Here is a 23,445-nt window from a genome sequence, read left to right on the forward strand (position 1 = left end):
CTTTGATTTTTCGTTCCATCGTAAAATGACTGAAGAAGAGATCGTGGCAACCGAGCGGCTGGTTAGCTTAATAAACAACTAAGACGCGGCTGCCTGGATCGGCAGCCGCGTTGCGCCAGTACTGGCTTATATACTTATGTATAAAATACGGGTTTTGTGTAAATGTTATTGGCCGCTTAAGTGTTATTCGAGTAATGTGTCCTCTGCTATTGATATTATACCCATAAGCGAGTATCAACAAGGCCTTCAATTTTGTACTTGTTTCCATAGATATCTACAACAGAACCTTCTGAAGCATCCTCAATAACATGATGAACAAGATGCAGTTGAGCTATCCGACACGATTCGAACAAGAAAAGAAACTTAAAGCTTGCAAATATCCAATAACAAAAAGAAGCATACCTTGTACCTTTATAACGGTTAAGATATGCTTCTCTGAATATTTTTCTTTGCATTAGGGGTCTTCCCTGCTTTGTTGCTATGGCCTTCATAAATTATTGGCGTGAATCTCTATGAAGGATTGCTAACGTACTAACTAATTGTTACCTTCTTCCAAGCTTTCTAAGCGATTTATAACTTTAACATCTTTGGTCTTTTCGGATTTTGCATGACTCTAGACCTTAAAGCATCTTAATGTTCCTTTGTTATTGATGAGGGAAATTTATTAGCAAGAATTGAATCAATTCTCTGATCCATAAATAACACCTCTATCCAATAATTCGTAAATTAATTTAAATACAATAATGAAAATGCAAATCTAATCCTTGTCTGTTGTAATTTTTATTGATTGTTGTGCCCAAGTTTCTAATTCAATTAATGTTTGTGCTATATCTTTATTATTTTCAATAATTTCACTCATTAGCGGCTCTGAATGAAATAAAATTGATCCCAAAATTCATTTGGTATCTTAGAATTACTTGTTATTATTATCGGTGTATTAATCGGTTTAAGGCAGTTTTACCTATTCTTTAGGAAAGATATCCCAAGGTGGAAATCAAAGATAATTAAATGTTCCGAATGTGGACGCGATTTCAAATATATTGAAGTCCTTTGACTTGTCCTCATTGCCATACAAAGTACATTCGGCATGTAGATCGGCATACAAAAACAAACGCGGCCACGCGCAATCGGTGTAATGCCCCCCAATGTCAAGACACGAATTTTAAAGGAATAAGTTAATCCTCCTAATGTAGTGTAGTCTAGCAAATTAAGAAGGAGTTGCATAGAATTGATCGGGCGTGGATCCCCCCAGCGACTGATGAGGGCGTTCCTGATTGTAAAATTGGACATAACGAGCTATCCCTTTACGCAGCGCGCGAGGGTCTTCAAATTCGTTAAGAAAGATACATTCGTACTTGAGTGATCGGAATTAACGCTCTGTGCGGCTGTTGTCCGTAGCTCGGCCTTTCCCATCCATCGAGACATTTTCCTAGCTCTAAGGCACGCCTCTTCTTTTTCTCATAAACGTCATGTAGCCAAATCAAATGTTGGAGTATCGATAAATCTCATCCTTTTGATATTTTTCAATGACGAATTTCATCTAACTCATGTTTGGCGCGGTTCTTGGCAATTTTCATTTTCTTAGCTTCAAGTGGTAGCCCCTGGTGTTCAAACCTTTTCTCGCTTTCATTTGCCCAATTGAAGTGCGCTAGTATTTCTTCTTTAAACTCCGGTCGTGGAACCTTTGCACCGCAGCCAACACAAGCCATCTTTGTTGGACAAACGGAATCAATCGTACAAATTCCACCGACCTATTTATGCTCAGTATCTGTTTTTATTCATCTTTTTTACAACATCCGAAATAACCGATTTAAAACCTGGAAGAAAAGTATTAAAAAAACCAGTACAATGACTAGCCTTTGCATACTCCGGGTGCTTTAAAAGAATTATATGTGCTTTTTTAAGATTAAAATGAGGAATAGAAGGAAATAAGTGATGTACAATGTGATAGTTATCATGATGCGGAGTCAAGATTAGTCTTTCAAGCCAACTTCCGTAATTGTTTCTACTGGAGTGAAATGGATTGGAATCTTCTAGTCCAGAATGATCTGCCAAGTCAGACCAAAAGCGGATAATAGGGAATACTGTAACTAAAGGAACAAACCAGAATAGTAAAAGTTCTTGCCAAAAATTAAATAACACAGAAACAGATAATATTATAATCCAGCCGCTCAGCTTGATGAAATACTCGAAATTGGTTTGCTGATCTTTAGAAACTAACCTAGTGATACAATCTATTATATTTTTAATTATGTGTTTTATCAGAAATGAGCCAAATATATATCTCAGTACGAATTGCCTTTTTGTTATTGAGTTACTTCCCAATCCGAATTGTTTTAGTTCCGAGGTATCTGGGTCTTGATCTGTCCACAAGTATTTGTGATGCTTATAATGTGAACTACAGTATAAATTGTAGTTTGTAGTTACAGGAAGAGCGATAAAAATTGAAGCAATCCACTTATTAAGTGTTTTATTTTTAAATAACATTTTATGACTTGACTCATGCATCAAATTATCTAGTCCACGCATACGACCGCCTATTAAAATAATAGATAATATATATACTATAATATTCGAATATAATTGTGTTATTACAATTGCCATAACTATTAAAAGCCAATCTAAAACTAATGAGAAAAAGTTATACCAGTTATTTTTTTCTTGTAAGGCCCTAATTTCACTAAGTAGATCTTTTGAAAACTGATGTCCTTTATAGTACTCTATCTCGATTTGATGTGAATCATTATTATCTTTCTCATTTAAAATCTTTTGCTCACTCACAACCATGCTCATTGTACTGACACTCCTGTCTATATTTATATATGTAACTTTTGTAATACTAAAGTCGACGACGCGAACGGCGTCCGTAGAAACGTCAAGCGTTCGCCTTTGCACCTCGAATTTCGCAGCTAAGGTATCCGCGTTCAGAAATCAGAAGGTACAACAGCGATCGGAAAACGTTTTCGCATGAATAGCCACTATTCGTCTAAAGAAATGAAAAAAGGATGTCCCATCTATCGACTTTTGGGACATCCTCATACGACAACGCCTCCGAACTCCGAATCCGTCGTGGATTTCGGAGGCGTTGCTATGATTCAGAAATGGAACGTGACATTATCCATTTCGGCGCTGTCGTCGGCTAGGCCGCCGATTTCAATGTCGTGCAGCGCAATGTCCGGATCACGGCTGACGGCGTCCAGAACGGACAGAAAATCGTCCGCCATTTTCGACATCGTCTCCTGCGTAAACAGCTTGGTCGCATATTCGAATTCGAAATGAATGCCGCTCTCGTCCGGCTGAGCGAACAGCGACAGATCGAATTTCGAATCGCGTTTTCCGTAGCTTACCGGATTCAGCTTCATTTCTCCGGCGTTCCGTTCGTCCCGCGGAGCCTCCTGAAGCGCCAGCATAGTGCCGAATACCGGGTTACGGCCGGGATCCCGCTTGAATTCTAGCCGTTCCAGCAGCAAGTCGAACTGCACGTCCTGATTGTCGTACGCTTCAAGCAAGCTCGTCTTCACCTCCGCAAGCAGCCCGGCAAAGGTCCGATCGCCCTGCGGACGGCTGCGGATGGCAAGCGTGCTGACGAACATGCCGATGATGCTTTGCAACTCCGCATGCATCCGGCCCAGAACGGGCGCGCCGACGATCAGATCCTGCTGGGCGGAGTGTTTGGACAGCAGGGTGCTGTAAGCCGCCAGCAGAACCATATACAGCGTCGCGCCGGATTCACGCGCGAGCCGTTCCAGCCGATCCCGGAGCCCGCGTTCGGCGGAGAACCGGATGCTTGCGCCTTCGAAGCTTTGCAGTGCCGGACGCGGAAAGTCCGTCGGCAGATTCAGGACGGGCAGCTCACCGGACAGCTCTTCCGCCCAATACCGCAGCTGACGCTCGGCCGCTTCCGTCTTCACGAACCCGTTCTGCCAAGCGGCGAAATCTTTGTACTGCAGCGTCATTTCCGGCAATTCGCCGCCTTCGCCTGCATAGAGCTTCACGAATTCACGCACCAGTATGCCGACCGAATAACCGTCCGAAACGATATGGTGCATGTCGGTCAGCAGCAAATGCCGATCCTTGCCCAAGGCGACGATTCCGACTCGGAGCAGAGGCGCCTTGCCGAGATCGAACGGACGGATGAATGCCTCGAAAAGCCTCTCCGCCCTGCCGGTCAATCCGCGCTCCGGATCGAGATTGGCATCCTCGCCGCCGTCCCAAAATGGAATATCGACGTCCGCGTGGTCGTGAATCCGCTGCACCGGCTCGCCGTCCGCGATCTCGAAGGAGGTGCGGAACGCCTCGTGCCGCTGCACGATTTCGCGGAACGCCCGCTTCAGCCGATCCGGATCGAGCTTGCCTTCCAGCAGCGTCGCCCTCGGCATATTGTAGCTGGTGCCGATTCCTTCGATTTGATCGAGCGTATACAGTCTTCGCTGGGCGGAGGAAAGCTCGTAAACGTTTCTTTCGGGCAGCGGCTGAAGCGACGAATGGATGTTTTCCGGCGCTTCCGTCACATAGCGGGCCATCGCTCGCACGGTCGGGGCTTTGAAAATATCCCGCAGCGGCATCGCCACACGAAACGCCCGCTGAATGTCCGCCGCCAGCAGCATCGCCTTCAACGAATGTCCGCCCAGCTCAAAGAACGAATCCTGCGCGCCGACGCCGGCGCGTTCGAGCACCTTTTCCCAAAGCTCCGCCATCCTCCGTTCGACCGGCCCTTCAGGCGGCTCGTATCCGCCGTCCGTGCCCGGTGCGTCCGACGGATCGGGGAGCGCCTTGGCATCGATTTTGCCGTTCGGCGTCAGCGGGATGCCGTCCACCCGAATCATCGCGGCAGGCACCATATAATGCGGGAGCCTGCTTGCGGCATACGCTCTCAGCTCCGCTATATCCGCATCTTCCCTCGGCACCACATACGCGCACAATATCGGGTCGTTCTGCGCATTCTTCCTGACGATGACGGCCGCGTCCGCGACCGAACCATGATTCCGCAGCACGGCGGCCGTTTCCTCCGGCTCCACCCGGTAGCCGCGTATTTTCAATTGATTGTCGGCTCTTCCGAGAAATTCGATCTCGCCGTCCGCCGTCAATCGGCCAAGGTCGCCGGTCCGGTACAAGCCGACGCTGCCGGTTCCGGAAACCGCGGCTTCGACGAACTTGCCGCCCGTCCGCCCGGTTTCATTCAAGTAACCGTCCGCCAATCCGTCCCCGGCGATGCAGATTTCCCCGACAGCACCGACCGGGACCGGCTTCAGCCGCGCATCGAGCAGAAATACCTTCATATTGTCGATCGGCCTGCCGATGATGGAGCCTTTGAGCGGTTCATCCCCGCGATCGAACGCGATCGGGCGGGCGATCGCCCCGATGGTCGTCTCCGTCGGCCCGTAGTGATTCATCACCGCCGCGTGCGGGAAGCGGCTGTGGAACTTCAGGACATCGTTGGGCTTAAGCTCCTCGCCCCCGAGCACGACCAATCTCAATTCCACGAGATCGGCATGCTCCGCGAAGGACGGACTGCCCGTGAGCAGGCCGAATAGCGACGGCGTCAGCTTGATATAGCTGATCCGGCGGCGGCGCAGCATCTCCAGCAGCTTGCCGGTATCGGCATAATCCGCCTTTGCGGCCAGATACAGCTCGCCTCCGTTCAGCAGCGACGAATATAAGCTTGTATAGCCCAGGTCGAATGCGAAGGACGACAGCAGCATCGTCCGGTCGCCGGCCGTGAGCGCCGCCGTTCGGGTGAACCATGCGCAGTAATTGATCAGACTGCGTTGCTTGACGGGCACCCCCTTCGGAACGCCGGTCGTCCCCGATGTGTACACGATGTAGACCGGATCGTCGGACGACCCGTTATCCGCCGGATTCTCTTCGTCCCCGGGCGGCAGCGCGGCCTGATCGAGCGGAATGATTGCGCCTCGATAATCGGCCGACGCCTGTAAATGCGGCTGGCAGAGCAGCCCGATCACGCCGCTGTCCGCCAGCATGAACTGAATCCGTTCCTCCGGAAATTCGGGATCGATGGGAACGTAAGCCGCGCCGCTTTTAATGACCGCCCATAGGCCGACGATCATGTCGAGCGACGGCTCCGCCAGGATACCGAACGCCTTGCCCGGGCCGGCTCCCGCTTCGATCAGACGTTTGGCGAGCCGGTTCGCCTTTTCGTTCAGCGCCTTGTACGTCAGCGTATCCGGTCCGGACGCGGCGGCCGTGCGGCCGGCGCTTTTCTCCGCCCGCTCTTCGAGCAGCCGCTTGATCGTCCGCTCTTTCGGATACGGTGCCGAAGTTTCATTGAGCCGCGCCAGCAGCCGCTTCTCCTCCGCGGATAACAGCTCGAGCTCTCCGATCGGAACCGTCAAGTCCGCCGCCATCGCTTCCAGTATCGAGATCAGATGCTCCGCCATCCGGCCGATCGTTTCCCGGTCGAACAGCGCGGTTCTGTATTCCAGCGCAAGCCGCAGACCGCCGTTCTTTTCGGTTGCCTTCAGCTCGAGATCGAATTTGGCATTGCTGCCTTCCGGTTCATAGGGCGTAATGTCGACGCCGTCGACCCGCGCCTGCGCCAGATCGACATTTTCAAAAGCAAACATGACGTCGAACAACGGATGGCGGTTCAGCGCCCTGTTAGGCTGCAATTTCTCGACCAGCGCCTCGAACGGGTAGTCCTGACGGTCCAGCGCTTCCAGCGAACGGGCCGCCGTTTCCTTTACGAACTCGCCCAGCGATTTGCCCGGTTCGGGGAAATTCCGCAGCGCTACCGTGCCCACGAACATCCCGACGACGGCATCCAAATCGGAAGACCGTCTGCCCGCAACGGGGCTGCCGACCACGATATCCTCCTGACCGGAATGCTTATGCAGCAGGATGTTAAAAGCCGCAAGCAGCACCGCATACAGGGTCACGCCTTGCCCGCGCGCCAGCGCGTTCAGCCCGGAACCGAGACGGCCGTCCAGCTCGAACCGGACCTGACCGCCCTCGTTTGTCGTCTCCTGCGGCCTCGGCCTGTCGGTCGGCAAGTCCAGCAACGGGATATCCGGCGAGAATGCGCGGACCCAGAATTCCTCCTGTTTCCGGAACGCTCCGGCATTCAACCGGCCGTTCTGCCATTCGGCGTAATCCCGATAGCGGACCGGCGGCGCCGGCAGCGTCTCGCCTGCATACAGCCGGGCAAAATCACGGATCAGAATGGCAACAGACAGCCCGTCCGATACGATATGGTGCATGTCGTACATAAGCAGCCGTTTCACGGGCGTCACCTCGACCAGCGCAGCCCTGAGCAGCGGCGCGCGCGCCAGATCGAACGGCTGCACGAACCGCTCGAACACGCGCTTCAGCTCGCTTTCGGCGGCGCGCAGACGGGAAACTTTTAATTCCGCCCGTCGATGAATGCGCTGGTAAATGGCGTCCCCTTCCTGCTCGAAAGAGGTGCGGAGCGCCTCGTGCCGCTCAACGAGCGCCCGGAAAGCCCGTTCCAGCCGCGCGGCATCGAGATCGCCCTCCAGCAGCACCGCGCCGGGAATGTTATAGCTGGTCGTTGCGCCCGCGAGCTTGTTGACGATAAACAGCCTTCGCTGTGCCGGCGAGACGACGTAGCGCTCCTTCTCCGCTGCCGGTTCGATGGCCGGAAGCGTCCGCTTATCCGACGGATGCGCAAGCTCGCCCGCCACCGGCCCGACTTCTATCGCGGCCGCAGCATATTCGTCCGGCGAACCGTCCCGCATCTGCGCCGCGCGTTCGATCAATGCCGAAAATTGCTTGATCGTCGGCGCTTCGAACACGTCGGCAAGCGACAGCTCGGTCGCGAATTCCCGCTGAATTTCGGAAATGAGCTTGATCGCCTTCAGCGATTGGCCCCCGCACTCAAAGAAATGATGATGAATGCCGATGCCGCCGACTCCGAGTATTTGTTCCCATATCGCGATCAGCTTGGCCTGAATGCCGTTTTCCGGCCCTTCATATTGTTCGGTCGGATCCACCCCCATTTCAAGAGCGGCGAGCGCCTTGCGGTCGATTTTTCCGTTCGGATTGAGCGGAAGCCGATCCAACGGCACGATAAACGACGGGACCATGTAAGCCGGAAGACTGCCGCGCATAAATTCCCGGATGCCGGAAGGGTCGTTCCCCTCCGTCCCGGAAGCGACGTAGAAGGCGGCAAGATCGTTTTCCGCCGAAGCGCTTGTTTTGACGACGACCACGCCGCTGTGCACGAGCTCGCACCGGTTCAGCACGCTTTCGATCTCGCCGATCTCGATGCGGTGGCCGCGGATTTTCGTCTGCTCGTCCTTCCGCCCGAGCACCTCGAAATTCCCGTCATCCAGCATCCTGCCCAAATCGCCGGTCCGGTAAAGCCAGCTTCCGTATCCGCCAAAGAACGGATCCTTCCGAAACTTTTCTTCCGTCAGCCCCGGATTGTTCAAATAGCCGCGCGCCAGCGGAATGCCGGCGATGCAGATCTCGCCCTTAATGCCCGCCGGAACCGGCCGCATGCGCTCGTCCACGATATAAATCCGCCGGTTGGCAAGCGGCTTTCCGACGGGCGTGCTTGCGCGTTCCGCGTCCGCTGCGGGGCTTTCGGAGGAAGCCGAGTACAGCGTACTCGTCATCGCCGTCTCCGCCGGGCCGTATGCGTTGAGCAGCCCGATCCGGCCGCCCGGCAGCCGATTCCACTGCGCGACCCTCTCCGGCAGCATTCGTTCCCCGCCGACGACCATCAGCCGCAGCCTTCCATGCGGGACGGTGTCCGGGGCGGAGTGCCACAGCTGCACGACCTCGTTCCAATAAGAGGTGGGCAGATTCGTCACTGTAAGGCCGTACGCCTCGCATTTCTGCGAAAATTCCCGGGGCGTCCATGTATGCTTGTCCCGCAGCACAAGCGCGGCGCCGGCAGCCAGCGTCGTCAGTACCTGCTCCAGCGAAATATCGAAGCCGATCGAGGAGAATTGCAGGACGCGGTCCTCCGGCGTAAGCTCGTACCGGCCGATGATGTCGACGGTATGACTGACGACCGCCTCATGCGGCATCATGACGCCCTTCGGCCTGCCGGTCGAGCCGGACGTATAGATGATATAGGCCAGATTTTCGGGCTTCGCCTCGGAAACCGGACGGTCTCCAGCCTCCCGCATCAGCGCCTCCCCTTCGGTATCCAGACAGACGGTGCGGCATCCGCCGCCCTTAACTTTCCCTTCCAGCGCGGACTCGGTCAGCAGCACGGGGACGCGGGCATCGTCCAGCATCAGATCGACACGCTCGCCCGGATAGTCGGCGTCGATCGGCAGGAAGGTGCCGCCCGCCTTCAGAATGGCCACCATGCCGACGATCATCGGAATGGACCGTTCGACATACAAGCCGACAGGCACGTCGGGACCGACGCCCCAAGTCTTCAGCTTGTTCGCCAGCCGGTTCGATAAAAGATCCAATTCGGCGTACGACAGCCGCTCGTCTTCCTGAATGACCGCGGTACGCTCCGGTTGCAACCGCGCCTGATCCTCGAACAGCTCATGCCAGCACCGCTCCTGCGGATAGTCCATCGCGCCGCCGTTATGGGCAAGCCGCCGCAGCTCGGCGGCGGATAACATCGGGATGTCGCCGATCGCCGCTTCCCCGCCGGCAAGCAGCCCCTCGATCAGATTCATCAGATGGCCGAGAATCCGCTCGGCCTCCTCCTCGCGCAAATAGCGGCAATCGAACAGAAGCTTGAAATGCAGCTCCGGCTGCAAATTGCAGTAGACGGTCAGCGGATAATCCATCTGCTCTTCCACGCGCAGCGACTCGATGCGCAGTGAGCCGAGCCCGTCCTTTAGCGTCTCGTCGAACGGATAGTTTTCGAAAATGACGATGCTTTCGTACAGGTCGTACAAAGCCGAGCTTCTCGGCGCGTCGCTCCAGCTGCGAATGTCGGCGAGCGGCGTATATTCGTACTGCCGCATCTCCACGCTGCTTCGCTGAATGTCCTGCAGCCATGGGATCGTGCTGGCATCGTCAGCCGTAAGAACCCGGAACGGGAGCGTGTTCATGAAGCAGCCGACCATGGAGCCGGAACCGGCGAGGTCGGCCGGTCGGCCCGACGACGTCGTGCCGAACACGATGTCGGTTTCGCCGGCGTAGCGGTTCAGCAGCAGCGCCCAGGCTCCCTGTACGATCGTGTTCAGCGTGACGCGGTGCTTGCGCGAGAATTGGCGGAGCCTCCGCTGCAGCTCCGGCGAAACGTCACGCTCGGCTTTGCCGAACGCCTGCGCCCGATCTTCCGCTCCGTTCGCCGACGGAAACAAATCGGCAAACCGGACGGGCGTACGAAATCCGGCGAGCGTCCGCTTCCAAAATTGCTCCGCAAGCTGCAAATCCTGGCCGCGGAACCAGGCGATGTAGTCCTTGAACGGCCGAGCGGCGGGAAGCGCCGCTTCCCGTCCGTCGCAATACGCTTCGTACAGCGTTCCGATCTCGCCCAGCAGAATGCCGACACACCAGCCGTCCAGCTGGAGATGATGGTGCGTCCAGATGACGTCGTAAACGGATTCCGCCCATTTCACGACCGTAATCCGCATGAGCGGCGGCTTCGACAGATCGAAACCGAGCCGGCGGTCCGAATCGATCCATCGCTCCAGCTTTCCGGTTCGCTCGGCTTCTGCGGCGTCCGTCCAATCCAGCACCTCGAACGGGATGTCGATCCCGCCGTGAATGAGCTGCACAGGCTCCTTCAGCCCCTCCCAATGGTAGGACGCCCGCAAGCTTTCGTAGCGGCTCAGAATCGTCTGCCATACGCGCCGAAATGCCTCGATATTCAACACGGATTTGATCGTATAGACGGTCTGCTCCACGGTGACGGAGGAATCCGGCGAATAGACATGATGGAAAATCATGCTTTGCTGCACGGGCGACAGCGTATACGCATCCTCCATATTGCGGTACCGGGAGGACCATTCGTCCAGCTTGTCCTGCGCGGCCGGAGCGAGCGGAAAATCGGACGGCGTAAACTGCCGCGTCTCCGCTTGCCGGCAATAAGCGATAATCGCCTTCAGGTTGCGCATAAAATCGTCCGCGAGCCGCTTGATCGTCGTCTCCTCATGGATCTTCGAGCCGTATTTCCAGTCGACGGTCAGCTCCCCGTCCGATAGGATCGCGTCGATATCGATGAGATGGCTGCGGATGCCCTCCGGATCCCGGGTATCGCCCGGGTCGGCTGCCGGCTTAATGAACAGCGCGTCGTTTCGGAACAGCTGGTCGAACTGGCCCAGATAGTTGAAGCTGATTTGCGCTCTCGGCCTCGCGGCGAACGCCGCGCGGACGTCCTCCTCCGCGAGATAGAGGAGCATCTCGTAGCCGATTCCGCCGCGCGGAATGCCGCGAAACCGTTCCTTCACCCGCTTGATGAGCGTGCCCGTCGATCCAGCCGGCCGCCCATCGTCCTCCTCATCCCCCTTCACGTCACCATCGCCTAGAACGATGGGAAAGACGGACGTAAACCATCCGACCGTGCGGGACAGATCATGCTCCTCCAGCAGCTTCTCCCGTCCGTGGCCTTCCAGATCGACCGTTGTCTCCCCCGACCAGCCCGCCAGCGTGCGGGACAGCGCCGCAAGCAAAATATCGTCGATTCTTGTGCCGAACGGCCGGTGGATATCGAGCAGCAGCCGGCGCGTCTCCTCCTTGGTGAGTGCGACGGATACCGTCCGCGCATCCCGCTCGGCATTCACGCCGTCCTTGAAATCGACGGGAATCGGCCTGGCGGCGGCTGGGGCGGCGTCCAGCCAAAAGCCGCGCTTCTCCAATAACTCGGATGAAGCCGCATACGCATGCGCGTATTCCGACCATTCCTTGAAGCCGAGGCTCTTCGGCGGCGGCAGCGCCGACCCGCTTCGTTCTAGCTGATCGTACAGCTCTCCGATATCGCCCGCAATGACCCGCCACGAGTAACCGTCCACGATCAGATGATGAGCCGCCATGAACAGCGTTCCGCTCTGCCCGTTCCCGTTTTCAAAATAAGCCGCCGCCGCCAGCGGTCCGTCCGTCAAGTTCAGACCGCGGTGGAGCGCGGAGCAAATCCGCTTCCGTTCGGCTTCGCGCCGCGCCGGCTCCATGCCGGACAAATCGCAAACCCGGAAGGGCAGATGGTCCCCCTCAACCGCTGCATAAGACTGAATCCATTGTCCGCCGCGCCGGTGGAAGCGCAGCCGGAAGCCGTCGTGCGCTCGCGTCAGCGCGCGGAAGCTTTCCCGCAGCAGCTCGGGCTTCAGGCCAAGGCGGGTTTCCAGCATGACCGCCTGATTCCAATGATGAACGTTTTCCAGCTTCTGCTCGAAAAACCAGCGCTGAATCGCCGTCAGCGGCACCTCTCCCGACGCTTCCTCCTCCGATGCTCCCCGCTTCCCGTCGTGCCCGGCCTCCGTCAGCTCCGCGGCTGCCACGAGCTCGGCGATCGTCTGATGCTTGAACATTTGGCTCACCGTAATCGCCATGCCCGCCTGCATCGCTTTCCCGGCGATCTGAATGCTCAGAATCGAATCCCCGCCCAGCTCGAAAAAGTTGTCGTGAATGCCGACGGTTTGCTCGTCGACGCCGAGGACAGACGCCCATATTCCGGCAAGCTTCGCCTCCGTTTCGCTGCGCGGCGCCGCATAGCCGCTTCCGGCCGCGGCCGGATCGGGCGCCGGCAGCGCGCCGCGGTCGATTTTCCCGACCGCGGTCAGCGGCAGTCGCTCCAATCGCACATAAGCGGAGGGAACCATGTAGTCCGGCAGCTTCTTGGACAGAAACGCCCTCAACGTTGCGGCCTCCGGCTCGCCATCCGACACGTAATAGGCGCAGAGCGATTTTTTTCCGTTGCCGCCATCCCGGTCGATCACAACGGCATCCCGGATTTGGTCATGCTTCAAAAGGACGTTCTGGATTTCGCCAAGTTCGATACGGTACCCTCTTATTTTCACCTGATGGTCGGCCCGGCCGATCAATTCCACTTCCCCGTCCGGCGACCACCTTCCGAGGTCGCCCGTCCGGTACATCCGTTCGCCCGGGACGAACGGATCGTCCGTGAACTTCTCCGCCGTCAGTTCCGGGCTGTTCGCATAACCCCGGGCCACGCCGGCTCCGGCCAGGCAGATCTCCCCTACGACGCCGGTGGGGGCGAGATTGCTGTCGCAATCGAGAATATAGCATCTCATGTTGGCAATCGGCCTGCCGAGGGAAACCTTCCGTTCCGAGCAGCGGGTGAACAGCGCGTCCACCGTCGTCTCGGTCGGTCCGTAATGGTTGTACAGCTCGTAGCCCATGCCGGTCAGCTCGTCCTTAAGCGCATCGTCCAGCTGCTCGCCTCCGGAGATGATCGTGCGCAGGCTGTCCAGCCTCCGCCTCCCGCCGACCAGTTGCTTCAATAAAGTCGGAACAAGGTTGATCAGATGGATGTGATGCCGGTCCGCATAATCGGCGAACTGCCCCGGGTCGAGAATCAGGCTCTTGTCGGCAATATGCAGCGTCGCCCCGTGCAGCAGCGTGCCGAAGATCTCCTCGATGCTCGGATCGAACACGACGTTCGTCATCTGCAGCACATTCATGCCGCTGCCGATGCGGTACATGTCGCCGAACCAGAGCGCGATATTGACGACGCCTCGGTTCTCCACCTGCACGCCCTTCGGCTTCCCCGTCGTTCCCGACGTATAGAAGACGGCGAACAGCCCTCCCGGATCGGGGTCGGCGGACAGCGGGGACGTATTGCCGGCGAATAGCGCGGGATCGTCCAGCAGCAGGATGCCGTCGGCCGCCGGCAATCCGGCGGCCCGTTCCGCGCCCGCAACGTCCACTGCGTCGCTCCCGCCTCCCTCCCCTAGCGTCCCCCGCCGGGCCAGCAGCAGTCGCGCTCCGCCGTCCTCCAGCATATACTGCTTACGCGATTCAGGATACGCCGGGTCCAGCGGCAAATAGGCGCCGCCTGCCTTCAGGACGGCGATTATGGCGACGGTCGTCTCGACGGACCGCTCCGCCATAATGCCGACGACATCCCCGCTCTTCACGCCCCGCTTGCGCAATTCGTGCGCCAGGCTGTTCGACATCGCGTCCAGCTCCCGGTAGGTGACCGTCCGCCCGTTATGCACCGCGGCCGCAAGCTCCGGCGTTCTCGCTGCCTGCTCCTCGAACAGCCGGCTGACCGCCGCTCGCTCCGGGAACGGCGTGCGCATGCCGTTGAATTCGCGCAATATCCGCGCCTTCTCGGCGGGGGACACAAGCTCGATCTCTTCCACCCGCTTGCCGGGGTGATCGGCGACGTCTTCCATGACGGCGGTCAGCTGCTCCGCAAGCCGTTTGACCGCCGAAGCGGCGAAGGCATACTCCTTGCAGCTGAAGGTGACCTCGATCTCGTCCGAGACCGTGACGCTGATGGTCAGATCGTAGTTCGTCATCTCAAACGCGGCGTACGAGCGGAAGGCGATGCCGTCCTCGCTCTCCCGCCGCGCCGTCACGATCCGGTCCAGCGGGTAATTCTCGAATACGACTATCGTATCGAACAGGTCCGTCCGGCCATCCATGCCTGCATGGCGTTTAATGTCGGCGAGCGGCGTGTGCTCATGCTCCTCCCGGCTCAGCAGGCTGCGGTGGACCTTCCGCACAAGCTCGACGGCCGATTCGCCCGCATCGCGGCTTACCCGCAGCGGCAGCGTGTTGATGAACAAGCCGACGACTTCCTCCATTCCCCAAATCGCGGCGGATCTGCCGGATACGGTCGTACCGAATACGACGTCGCGGGCGTTTGCGTTTTTCTGCAGCACGATCCCCCATGCGGCATAAACAAGCGCGGCGAGCGTCACCTCGTTCCGTCTCGCGAACTCTTCCGGCTTGTTCTTGTCCAGCGTAACCGAATAATGGACATCGCTCTTCGCGATGCCGGGTCCCGAATCTCCCGAAGCCAGCCGAGCCTGCGTCTCGAACCGTTCGAACATACGCCGCCAATACCGCTGCTGCTCATCTTTATCCTGATTTTGAACAGTCATGACAAAATCCTTAAACCGCTTCCTTGCGGGGAATACGACCGTCTCCGATCGGCTGAGCCGCTTGTATGCGTCAATGAATTGCTTCAGAAGAAGGCCGGTGCTCCAGCCGTCGAATAAAATATGATGATGGCTTATGATCATCTCGCTGCGGTCCTTCTCCAGCCGGCACAGCGCAATCCGGAACGGCACCTGCCGGAGATCGAACTTGTCCGCCCGGTCGTTCGCTCGGATCGCTTCCAGCTTTTCGCGGCGCTTATCCGCCTGTATGCCCTCAAGATCATGCACCTGCAGCCGCAAAGGATGCGCCTTCAATACGATTTGAACGGGCGCCTTCACCTTCTCCCAGCGGAACATGGTGCGCAGCATCTCATTGCCCTCCGCGACGCGCCGCCAAGCCTCGGCAAACAACGTCTCGTCAACGTCCCCTTCGATTTCCAGACTGAGCTGCTCGAAATATTCGTCGCTGCCGGGATCCTTCAGATAATGAAACAGGATTCCCTCCTGCATGGGAGTCAGGGCGATGATATCCTCGACCAGCTCCCGTTCCAATTTGGCCATCTCGACTTCCTCCTATCTCGCCTGGGCAGGAGATCCTGCGGCGATGCGGCTCGTATCTTCCGCGATTTCTCCTTGTTCCATCTTGATCAGCTTGTCCGCCCCGTGAAAATACCGGTCGTCATGGGTGATGGCGATGACGCATTTGCCTTTGGACTTGAATTCGGGCAGCAGCTCCGCGTAGAAAAATTGCCTGAACTCCGGATCCTGATCGGCCGCCCACTCGTCGAACAGACAGACCGGCTTGTCCTCCAAATAGTTGATCAGCAGCGCCAGCCGCTTGCGCTGCCCCGTCGACAACTTCGTCGTGCTGAACGTCCCGTCTTGAATGGTCAGCTTCTCGTCGATGCGCAGCAGCTTCATATAGGTCCGGATCTCATCCTTTTTGGAGGCGGAATCGATGCCGTACAGCTTCCCGAACAAATAATAATCGCTGAAAATCGCGGAGTAGAGCTCGCCCAGCTCCTCCTGGCCGACGGCTCTGCCGTTGATCCGGATTTCGCCTTTGTCGCAGGCGTACAATCCCGTCATCAGCTTCGCCAGTGTCGACTTGCCGCTTCCGTTGCCGCCGGTTATGAAGGCGATCTCGCCGGAACGGAAGACACAGTCGATCGGGCCGACACGGAACGACTCGCCGCTGTCGCCGCGGTATTCGTATTCCACGCCTTCAAGTTCGATCGCAAATCCTCCGCCGCCGGCGACGTCAAGCCCGGTTTCCGCCGCCCGTCCGCCGTCCTCCGGCTCCGTGAGCTGCCGGATGAACGTTTTGATCCGCTTCCAGCTGATCTGCATTTGCACGGCCTGCGGGATCGCGTTCAGAATGCTGTTGACCGGTCCGGTCATATAGAGAAAGACGAGCACGTAGTTTCGCAAAATATCGCTCCGGACGCTCTCGAACAGCAGCGGGAACAGAAACGCTACCGCCCCGATCACGAGCGTAAACAGCAGTTCCCCGATAATGAACACGTTTGCGAATTTCAAGCCGCCGCGGATACGTTTCGTTCTGTATTCTCCGATCGTCCCTTCCATATCCGCCCGGAACTCGTCCCGCTTCGCCCGGCCCAGGCTGAGCTCCTTATACCCGCCGATGAGATCGTTGATAAAGCGGAAGAACGTGTTTTGAATCGTTCTCGTCTGCTCCCACAGCTTATTGGCCGAACGGCCGGCCGCGTAATAGAGTCCCGCCGCGGCGAGCATGACGGCGATGGAAATAAGCAGTCCGTACACGTTCAGCACGCCAAGGTAAACGAGGCAGCAAATGAGCGTAATCGAATCCGTCAATCCGGTGATCAGAATAGCGGCATGGTTGCTGATCGCTTCCGTGTCGTTGTTGAGCGTCGTTTGGATCTTCTCGTTTTCCATCCGCTCGATTTTTTCATAGGGCGTGTTCAAAATATTGTCCAGCAGCTCGACCCTTTTCTCGTAAATGATCGTGTTCGTCAGCGCGATGAGCCGGGTGCGCACGAATTTTTGGCCGAGCACGTAGACGGCGATGCCGAGCGCAAAATAGAGGAACAATTCACCGCCCGACTGCTCCCCGTCCATCCGGTTCAGCGCCTCGTTGACGATGAAGATGATCATGGCGTTGCCGAAGCCGCTCGCGATGCTCATGACGATGAGCGAGAAAAAGTTTCGGTCCCGATGCTCCGGAAACACAGAAGCAAACGACAGGTACAGGCCGAACAGGACGACGGCGGACAGCGCCGCCAGCGCCGCCACAGGCAGGCTTGCGGGTGCCCATACTCGGACGAACTCCCAGCTCAGTCCCGAGAACAGCACGTCCGGAATCCGATACAGTCCATACGCCGCCGCCAGCGCGAATACAAGCGAAAGGGCGGGTATGCCGAGCCGACGTTTCGCGTTCTTCTCCACCCTTCTGTTTCCGCGGATCAGCTGCAGGATAGACCGGATCAGGAAAAACAGCACGACGCCGATAAACGGAACCGTCAGCAGAATGACGGCGAACGCGAAGCCGTCGACGCTTTTATACGTATCCCGCGCGTTCTTCTCGGGGCTCTTCCCTTGTAAAATATCGATAACGCCCTGGCCGATGGCGCGCGTATATTCCGAGTCCAGATTCGCCAGAACAGCGACGCCGAGCCCCTCCTGCGGACGGAAAACGATGAAGGAGGAGAAGGTCGGATTGCTTCCGTCATGGGAAATTTCCCCACTCCCGCTCTGATAGACCTCCCAGCCGCCCGCATACGAGCCGCCGTCGCCGGCCGGCGCAACGGAACGGTCCGGCTCGAGCGTTTGCCGGAGAGCCTCCGCCATCGCCGCGTCCGGCGCGGCGGCGTTTTCCATCTGAATGTTCAGCCACCGCTCCATATCGTTCGCGTTCGAAATGAAATAACCGGCCGGCTTGTTGCCGCGGTACATCGGAGCGTCGTAAGGCATTGGTCGCAGAAAGCCGATTTTGTACCCTTGGGCCATCCCGTTCGCTGAGGCTTCCGCTCGATCCAAGTAGGTCTCGTCAAGCTGCAGCGGCTGCAGAATACGGGTGTGGATATAGTCCTCGAAGCTCATCTTCGACGCTTCCTGGATGATCAGGCCCAAAATATCGTAGTTGATCGTCGCATATTCGAACCGCTCGCCCGGATAGGACGTCAGCGGACGATTCAGCAGCGTTCTTACCGTCCGCTCCAGCGCGCCGTCATCGTCCGCCGCCGGAATGTCCTTAATCGTCTCGAACGGAATGCCGCTCGTATGATGCAGCAGCTGCTCGAGCGTAATGTCGACATCTCCGTCGACGGACCGTCCTCTATATTCGCCCTTGTACTTCATTTTGAACCAGGGCAGGTAATCGCTCACCGTCTTGCTTAAATCGAGCGCGCCCTCTTCGGCAAGCCGGTAAACCGCCAGTGCCGTGAACGCCTTGCTGTTGGAGCCGATCTCGAACGGCGTCCGCTGCGTCACCGGCGACTTCGATTTCAGATCGGCATAGCCGAAGCTCTTCTTGTACACCGGCTGTGCGCCGTTCACGACGACGACCGACAGGCCCGGAATTTTGCCCTCTTTCTTCAGCTTTCCGATCCAGGAATCCAGCTGCTTCTCATACCCGTCCGGCAAAACGGCGGCCGCGCCCGAATCCGCGGCGGCGGCAAGAGGATTCACAGCCGCCGTCAGAACGAGCAGCACAACGGCAAGCAGGATAGCGGCGGCATTTCGTGTCCGTGTCATCTTCGCCATGTTCCACTCCAATCCGCGAATCGCTTCGGCCCGCGATTCAGTCGTCAAATAGTTGCTCAAGCTCGTCGTCCGACAGGCTCGTCGTCTCAAAGTCGGCGGCCGTAAATTCGCTCCTGTCCCTGCCGCAGCAATGCTCAATCACCGCTTCGAGCCGGTCCCTGTAATCGCGGACGAACCGACCGGCCGTCTCCCGCCTGAATTTGCTCAGGCTGTAAGTGACCGACAAGCGCAGCCTGCCGCCAATCGTGAAGGCCACGATGTCCAGCAGGCAAGGCAATTCATTGCGTCCGCCGCTTTCGCGCCCGGTATATTCCTCCGCATAGCCGAACATGCCTCCCGTAAAGGAAGCTTCAAAGTCGCCCAAATAATTGAACCGCACGCGCTTGCCGGAATCGCCGTCCAATTCGCCGGTTACGTGCCTGAGCACGCCGTAGCAAAGCCCGTTGTTCGGAATTCGCCGCAGCTGATCCTTCAGTCCCTTGATTTGCTCGGACAGACCGGCTTCGGGTACCGCCAGCCGTACTGGAAACAGGCTCGTGAACCAGCCGACCGTGCGCGATACGTCGAGCCCCTCGATGATTTCCTCGCGACCGTGCCGCTCGAGCTCCAAGTGGACGTCGCCGCTCCCCGCAAACTCCCGGACCGTAAGCGCCAGCGCGATCAGCATCAGCTCGTCGGCCCTCGTCCTGTAGGCGTCGTCCGCCTTGGCCGCGAGCCGCTGCGTCTCGTCCTCTGTCAGCACAAGCTCTACCGTCTCGCACTGATTCATTGCGTCCGGACCGCGATCGTAATCGTTCCACGATGAAGGGGACGCTCCGTCCAGCACGTCCTCCCAGTAGGCTTTGCTGCGGATCGCCCGCGCCCGGCCGAATCGTTCCAGCCCGGCGGCCCAAGCCTGCATGGAAGCCGTCTTCGCAGGCAGCGTCTCTTGCGCGAGCGAACGCAATCGTTCCGCCTCGACATATTCGCTAGACTTGTCCGATCCGATAGAGGCATGAAAGCGATGAAAGCTCTTCCCGCCGGACAAGCTCGCATCCCTCGAACCGTCAGACCCTTCAGTCCCGGCTGCGCTCTCGGCCAAAGCAGACGCGGCGTCCTGCGTCAGCCGCTCATAAGCCCGGCTTATGTCTTCGAAAATAATCCGCCACGAGATTCCGTCGACGGCCAGATGATGGGCGGCCAGCAGCAGCCGCGTTTCCCCGTCTCCCAGCCGGAACAGACAAGCCTTGATCATGATGCCGCCGGCCGGATCGAAGCTTGCTTTCAGCTTCTCGCCGAACGCGACCATTCGCTTGCGGCCTTCGGCGGCAGGCAGGTCCGACAAATCGGCGACCCTGATCCTGTTCGGAACGAAGAGCGGCGCTTCGTTGTAATAGAGCTCGCCCCCGCCGGCGCCGACATTGATGCGGAAGGCGTCGTGACGGCGCACGACGGCGTCGAAAGCCGCCTCCAATGCGGCGAACGCCGGCTCTCCGCGCATACTCAGCAGCACAGACTGCGTGTAATGCTTCATGTCCGGCAATCGCTGTGCAAGCAGCCAAGATGCCGCCGGAATCGTTCCGACGGGACCTTCGGACGGGGCTTCGTAACCGCCGTCTGCTTCCCCCGAAGATTCCATATATAACGCCATATCCGCAAGTCTCGGATACGCCAGCATGTCCTTCACTTTGATCCGGTATCCTTCACCGGCCAGCCTCGAGGCGATTTGAATCGCTTTGATCGAATCTCCGCCGAGATGGTAGAAATTGTCCCCGGGGCTTATCCCGGCGGCATTTAGCAGCTCCTCCACGATCGGGATCAGCGCCCGTTCCGCCGCGGTTGAAACGGTCTCCCGTTCGGCCGGGTCCAGCTCCGCCGCCTCGGGATCAGGCAGCGCCGCTTTATCGATCTTGCCGTTGATCGTCAGCGGGATGGCGCTTAATGCGACGAAGCGGGCCGGAATCATATAGTCCGGAACGCGGTCCCTTACATATTGCGACAATTCGGCCTCGATCAGCCCGGCGACGCCGGTATAATAAGCGCATAAATAGCGGCCGCCGCTCCGGCTGACGCGGTCCGTCACCACCGCCTCCCGGATTCCGGGACGGCCGAGCAGGACGGATTCGATTTCGCCCGGCTCGATCCGGTATCCGCGGATTTTCAGCTGTCTGTCGGCTCTTCCGGCATATTCGACGACATCGCCTTCCGTAAATCTCGCAAGATCGCCCGTCCTGTACATCCGCGCGCCGGCGTTGAACGGATCGGCCATAAACCGTTCCTCCGTCAGCTCCGGTCGGTTCAAATAGCCCCGCGCGACGCCGTCTCCGGAAATGTACAGCTCCCCGGTTTCGCCGTCCGGCACCGGTTTCATGTCGGGGTCGAGCACATAGATGCTCGTATTGGCGGCCGGCACGCCGATGGGCACCGATCCGCCGGTATCTTTCGCGGGATCGAAACGGTGGATCATGCAGCCGACGACCGTCTCCGTGGGACCGTATTCGTTAAAGATGCGAATACGGCCGCCGAAGCGCTCCGCGACGGCCGCCGCGAGATTCGCTTTCAAATCCTCGCCCCCGACGATGAAGGTGCGAACCGAGCCGCAGCCGCAGTCGGCATCCAGAAGCAGCGAAAGATGCGCGGGCGTCAGCTTGACGACGGTGGCGATTCCGTCCCGCAGGATTCGGTGCAGCACGAATTCGCTTGCGCCCTCGGGATAAACGGCGATCTGCCCGCCGCCGATGAGCGGCGTGAAGATCGAGGTGACCGTCAGATCGAAGGAGAGCGGCGAGTAGAGCGGGAACACGTCCGCAGCGTCGGCCTCCGTATAGGCACGACGCGCCCAGCAGCTGTAGTTGACCAGCCCGCGTTGCTCGATCATGGCGCCTTTCGGCGCGCCGGTTGAGCCAGACGTGTAGATGATATAGGCAAGATCGGACGGCCCGCTTCGCTCTCCCGGATCGGACGGATCGTCCGAATATCCGCTCTCCGAAGTCAATGAAACGATCCCGCCCGGGAGCGGCGTTCCATCCGGCCGCTCGCCCTCCGGCACGTTCGTCAGAATCAGACCGGCTTCTGCATCCTGCAGCATGTAACGGATTCGGTCCGCCGGCAGCCCCGGATCGAGCGGCAAATAAGCGCCTCCCGCCTTCAATACGGCGAGAATGCCGACGACCGACTCGATCGAATGCCGGGCGAGCAGCCCGACGATCGTTCCGCGCCGGACGCCTTTTCCGATCAGAACATGCGCCAGCCGGTTCGCTCTTTCATTCAAGGTCCGGTAGCTCAGCGTCTCCTCGCCCATGCGGATCGCGATACGATCCGGCGTCCCGGCCGCCTGCTCCGCGAACAGCCGGTGAATCGTCTTCTCCCGCGGATAATCCACGGCGGACTCGTTGAAATCGCGGATCCGCCGGTTCCAATCCGCTTCGGGAAGCAGGCCGAGCTCCTTGACCGGACGCTCGGGTTGCCGGATCATCTGCTCCGCCAAATGGAGCAGCCCGCGGTAGATCCGCTCGATCCGCTCTTCCGTATAATCGCGCACTTTATAATCCATATCGAGCCGGAGCTCCCCCGATCCGGACCATTCTCTTATGATAAGCTGATAGGAATAGAGCTGGTTTCCGCTATAAAATTCCTCGTTCAGGACCGGCGCGCCGGCAAGCTCGTCCATCATCCGCGTGTTGTAGTAGTTCACGGACGTGTCGAACAGGCTTCCGTACCCTTTTTTGTTCAACTCCAGGTCCCGCACGAGAAGATCGAACGGGTACCGCTGATGGTAGTAGCATAACGTCAGCTCCCGGCCCAATTCCAAGATCAGCTGGTCAACAGCCAAATTGGAATCGATCCGGAAGCGGAACGGCATCGTGCTCGTAAACATCCCGACGGTTTTTTTTTCTTTTCGGCCCGCCCGGTTGAACAGCGGCAGGCCGATGACGATATCGTCCCGCCGCGACGTTATATATAGATAGATGAAATGCATGGCGACGAAGAACGCATACGGCGACATGGACCGCTCTTCGGCAAACCGCTTGATACGCCCGGCAAGACCGCTTTCGATCCGGAACGTCCGCCGCCTTCCCTCGCCGCTCTCCATGCCGGACTTGCCGGCAGGTTCCGGCAGCAAAGCGAATTTATCACTCCAGAACGATTTGTTTTTCATGAAGCGGGCGGACGCCAGGTATGAGCGCTCCTGATCGATATAGTCGAGATAGGAGTGCCCGTCCCGGATATCCGGCACGTCTCCTCGGGACAGCTGCGAATACGCGTCGAAAATTTGCTCGGTCAGCAAATTCATCGACCAGCCGTCGGCAGCGATATGATGAACCTTGGCGAAATAGCCGCTGTCGCCGCCCGGCAATTTGAACAAGGTGAAACGATACAGCCTGTTGTCGCAGAGCGGCATCGGCGCCGCCGCTTCCCGCCGCACCCAGTCGGCGAAACGCTCCTCCCCATCCGGAAAATCGCCGAAATCGAACATTTCAACCGGAAAAGCTTCATCTTCGCCGATATATTGCCTGACCTCGCCCTCCGATTCGGCCAGACGGAGCCGGATGCCTTCGTTTGCCCGCACGAACAGGCGGATCGCCTCTTCCAGCAGATGTAAATCCGTCTCCCCATGTATGCGCACGGTGCCGCCGATATTGTGCATCGGCTGGCCGGGATTGATTTTCTCCATGTACCAGATTCGTTTCTGGGGATGGGTAAGCGGATACGTTTCCGTACGATTTCGAACGTCTTTCATGCGCCGCACCTC

4 protein-coding genes and 1 pseudogene are annotated in these 23,445 nt (G+C 57.9%); all 5 read right to left on the reverse strand.

Features of this window, described 5'->3' with window-relative positions:
- Nucleotides 1-1,207 precede the first annotated feature (1,207 nt).
- Nucleotides 1,208-1,357, reverse strand: a pseudogene (locus tag NNL21_RS25330) (integrase core domain-containing protein); the annotation flags it as partial.
- A 404-nt stretch (nt 1,358-1,761) separates the two neighbouring features.
- Nucleotides 1,762-2,793: a fatty acid desaturase family protein gene (locus NNL21_RS25335; protein ID WP_256555466.1), complete on the reverse strand. Its 1,032-nt coding sequence runs from the start codon at nt 2,791-2,793 to the stop codon at nt 1,762-1,764.
- A gap of 302 nt (nt 2,794-3,095) precedes the next feature.
- A complete protein-coding gene (locus NNL21_RS25340; protein WP_204821138.1) occupies nt 3,096-15,527 on the reverse strand; it encodes a non-ribosomal peptide synthetase in 12,432 nt (4,143 codons plus the stop codon).
- A 12-nt stretch (nt 15,528-15,539) separates the two neighbouring features.
- Complete coding sequence (locus tag NNL21_RS25345; protein ID WP_256555467.1) at nt 15,540-18,773, reverse strand: cyclic peptide export ABC transporter; 3,234 nt, start codon at nt 18,771-18,773, stop codon at nt 15,540-15,542.
- Nucleotides 18,751-23,433 (reverse strand): non-ribosomal peptide synthetase, encoded by a 4,683-nt coding sequence (locus NNL21_RS25350; RefSeq protein ID WP_204821139.1) that lies wholly within the window; start codon nt 23,431-23,433, stop codon nt 18,751-18,753. Before NNL21_RS25350 ends, NNL21_RS25345 begins: the two co-directional genes overlap by 23 nt.
- Nucleotides 23,434-23,445: the final 12 nt, after the last annotated feature.

It is taken from the genome of Paenibacillus mendelii, assembly GCF_024498075.1.
GTDB lineage: Bacteria > Bacillota > Bacilli > Paenibacillales > Paenibacillaceae > Paenibacillus_Z > Paenibacillus_Z mendelii.

Bases quoted from the DNA above. Each gene is read 5' to 3' on its own strand.
- NNL21_RS25335 (WP_256555466.1), bottom strand. From the start codon at position 2,793: ATGAGCATGGTTGTGAGTGAGCAAAAGATTTTAAATGAGAAAGATAAT.
- NNL21_RS25340 (WP_204821138.1), bottom strand. From the start codon at position 15,527: ATGGCCAAATTGGAACGGGAGCTGGTCGAGGATATCATCGCCCTGACT.
- NNL21_RS25350 (WP_204821139.1), bottom strand. From the start codon at position 23,433: ATGAAAGACGTTCGAAATCGTACGGAAACGTATCCGCTTACCCATCCC.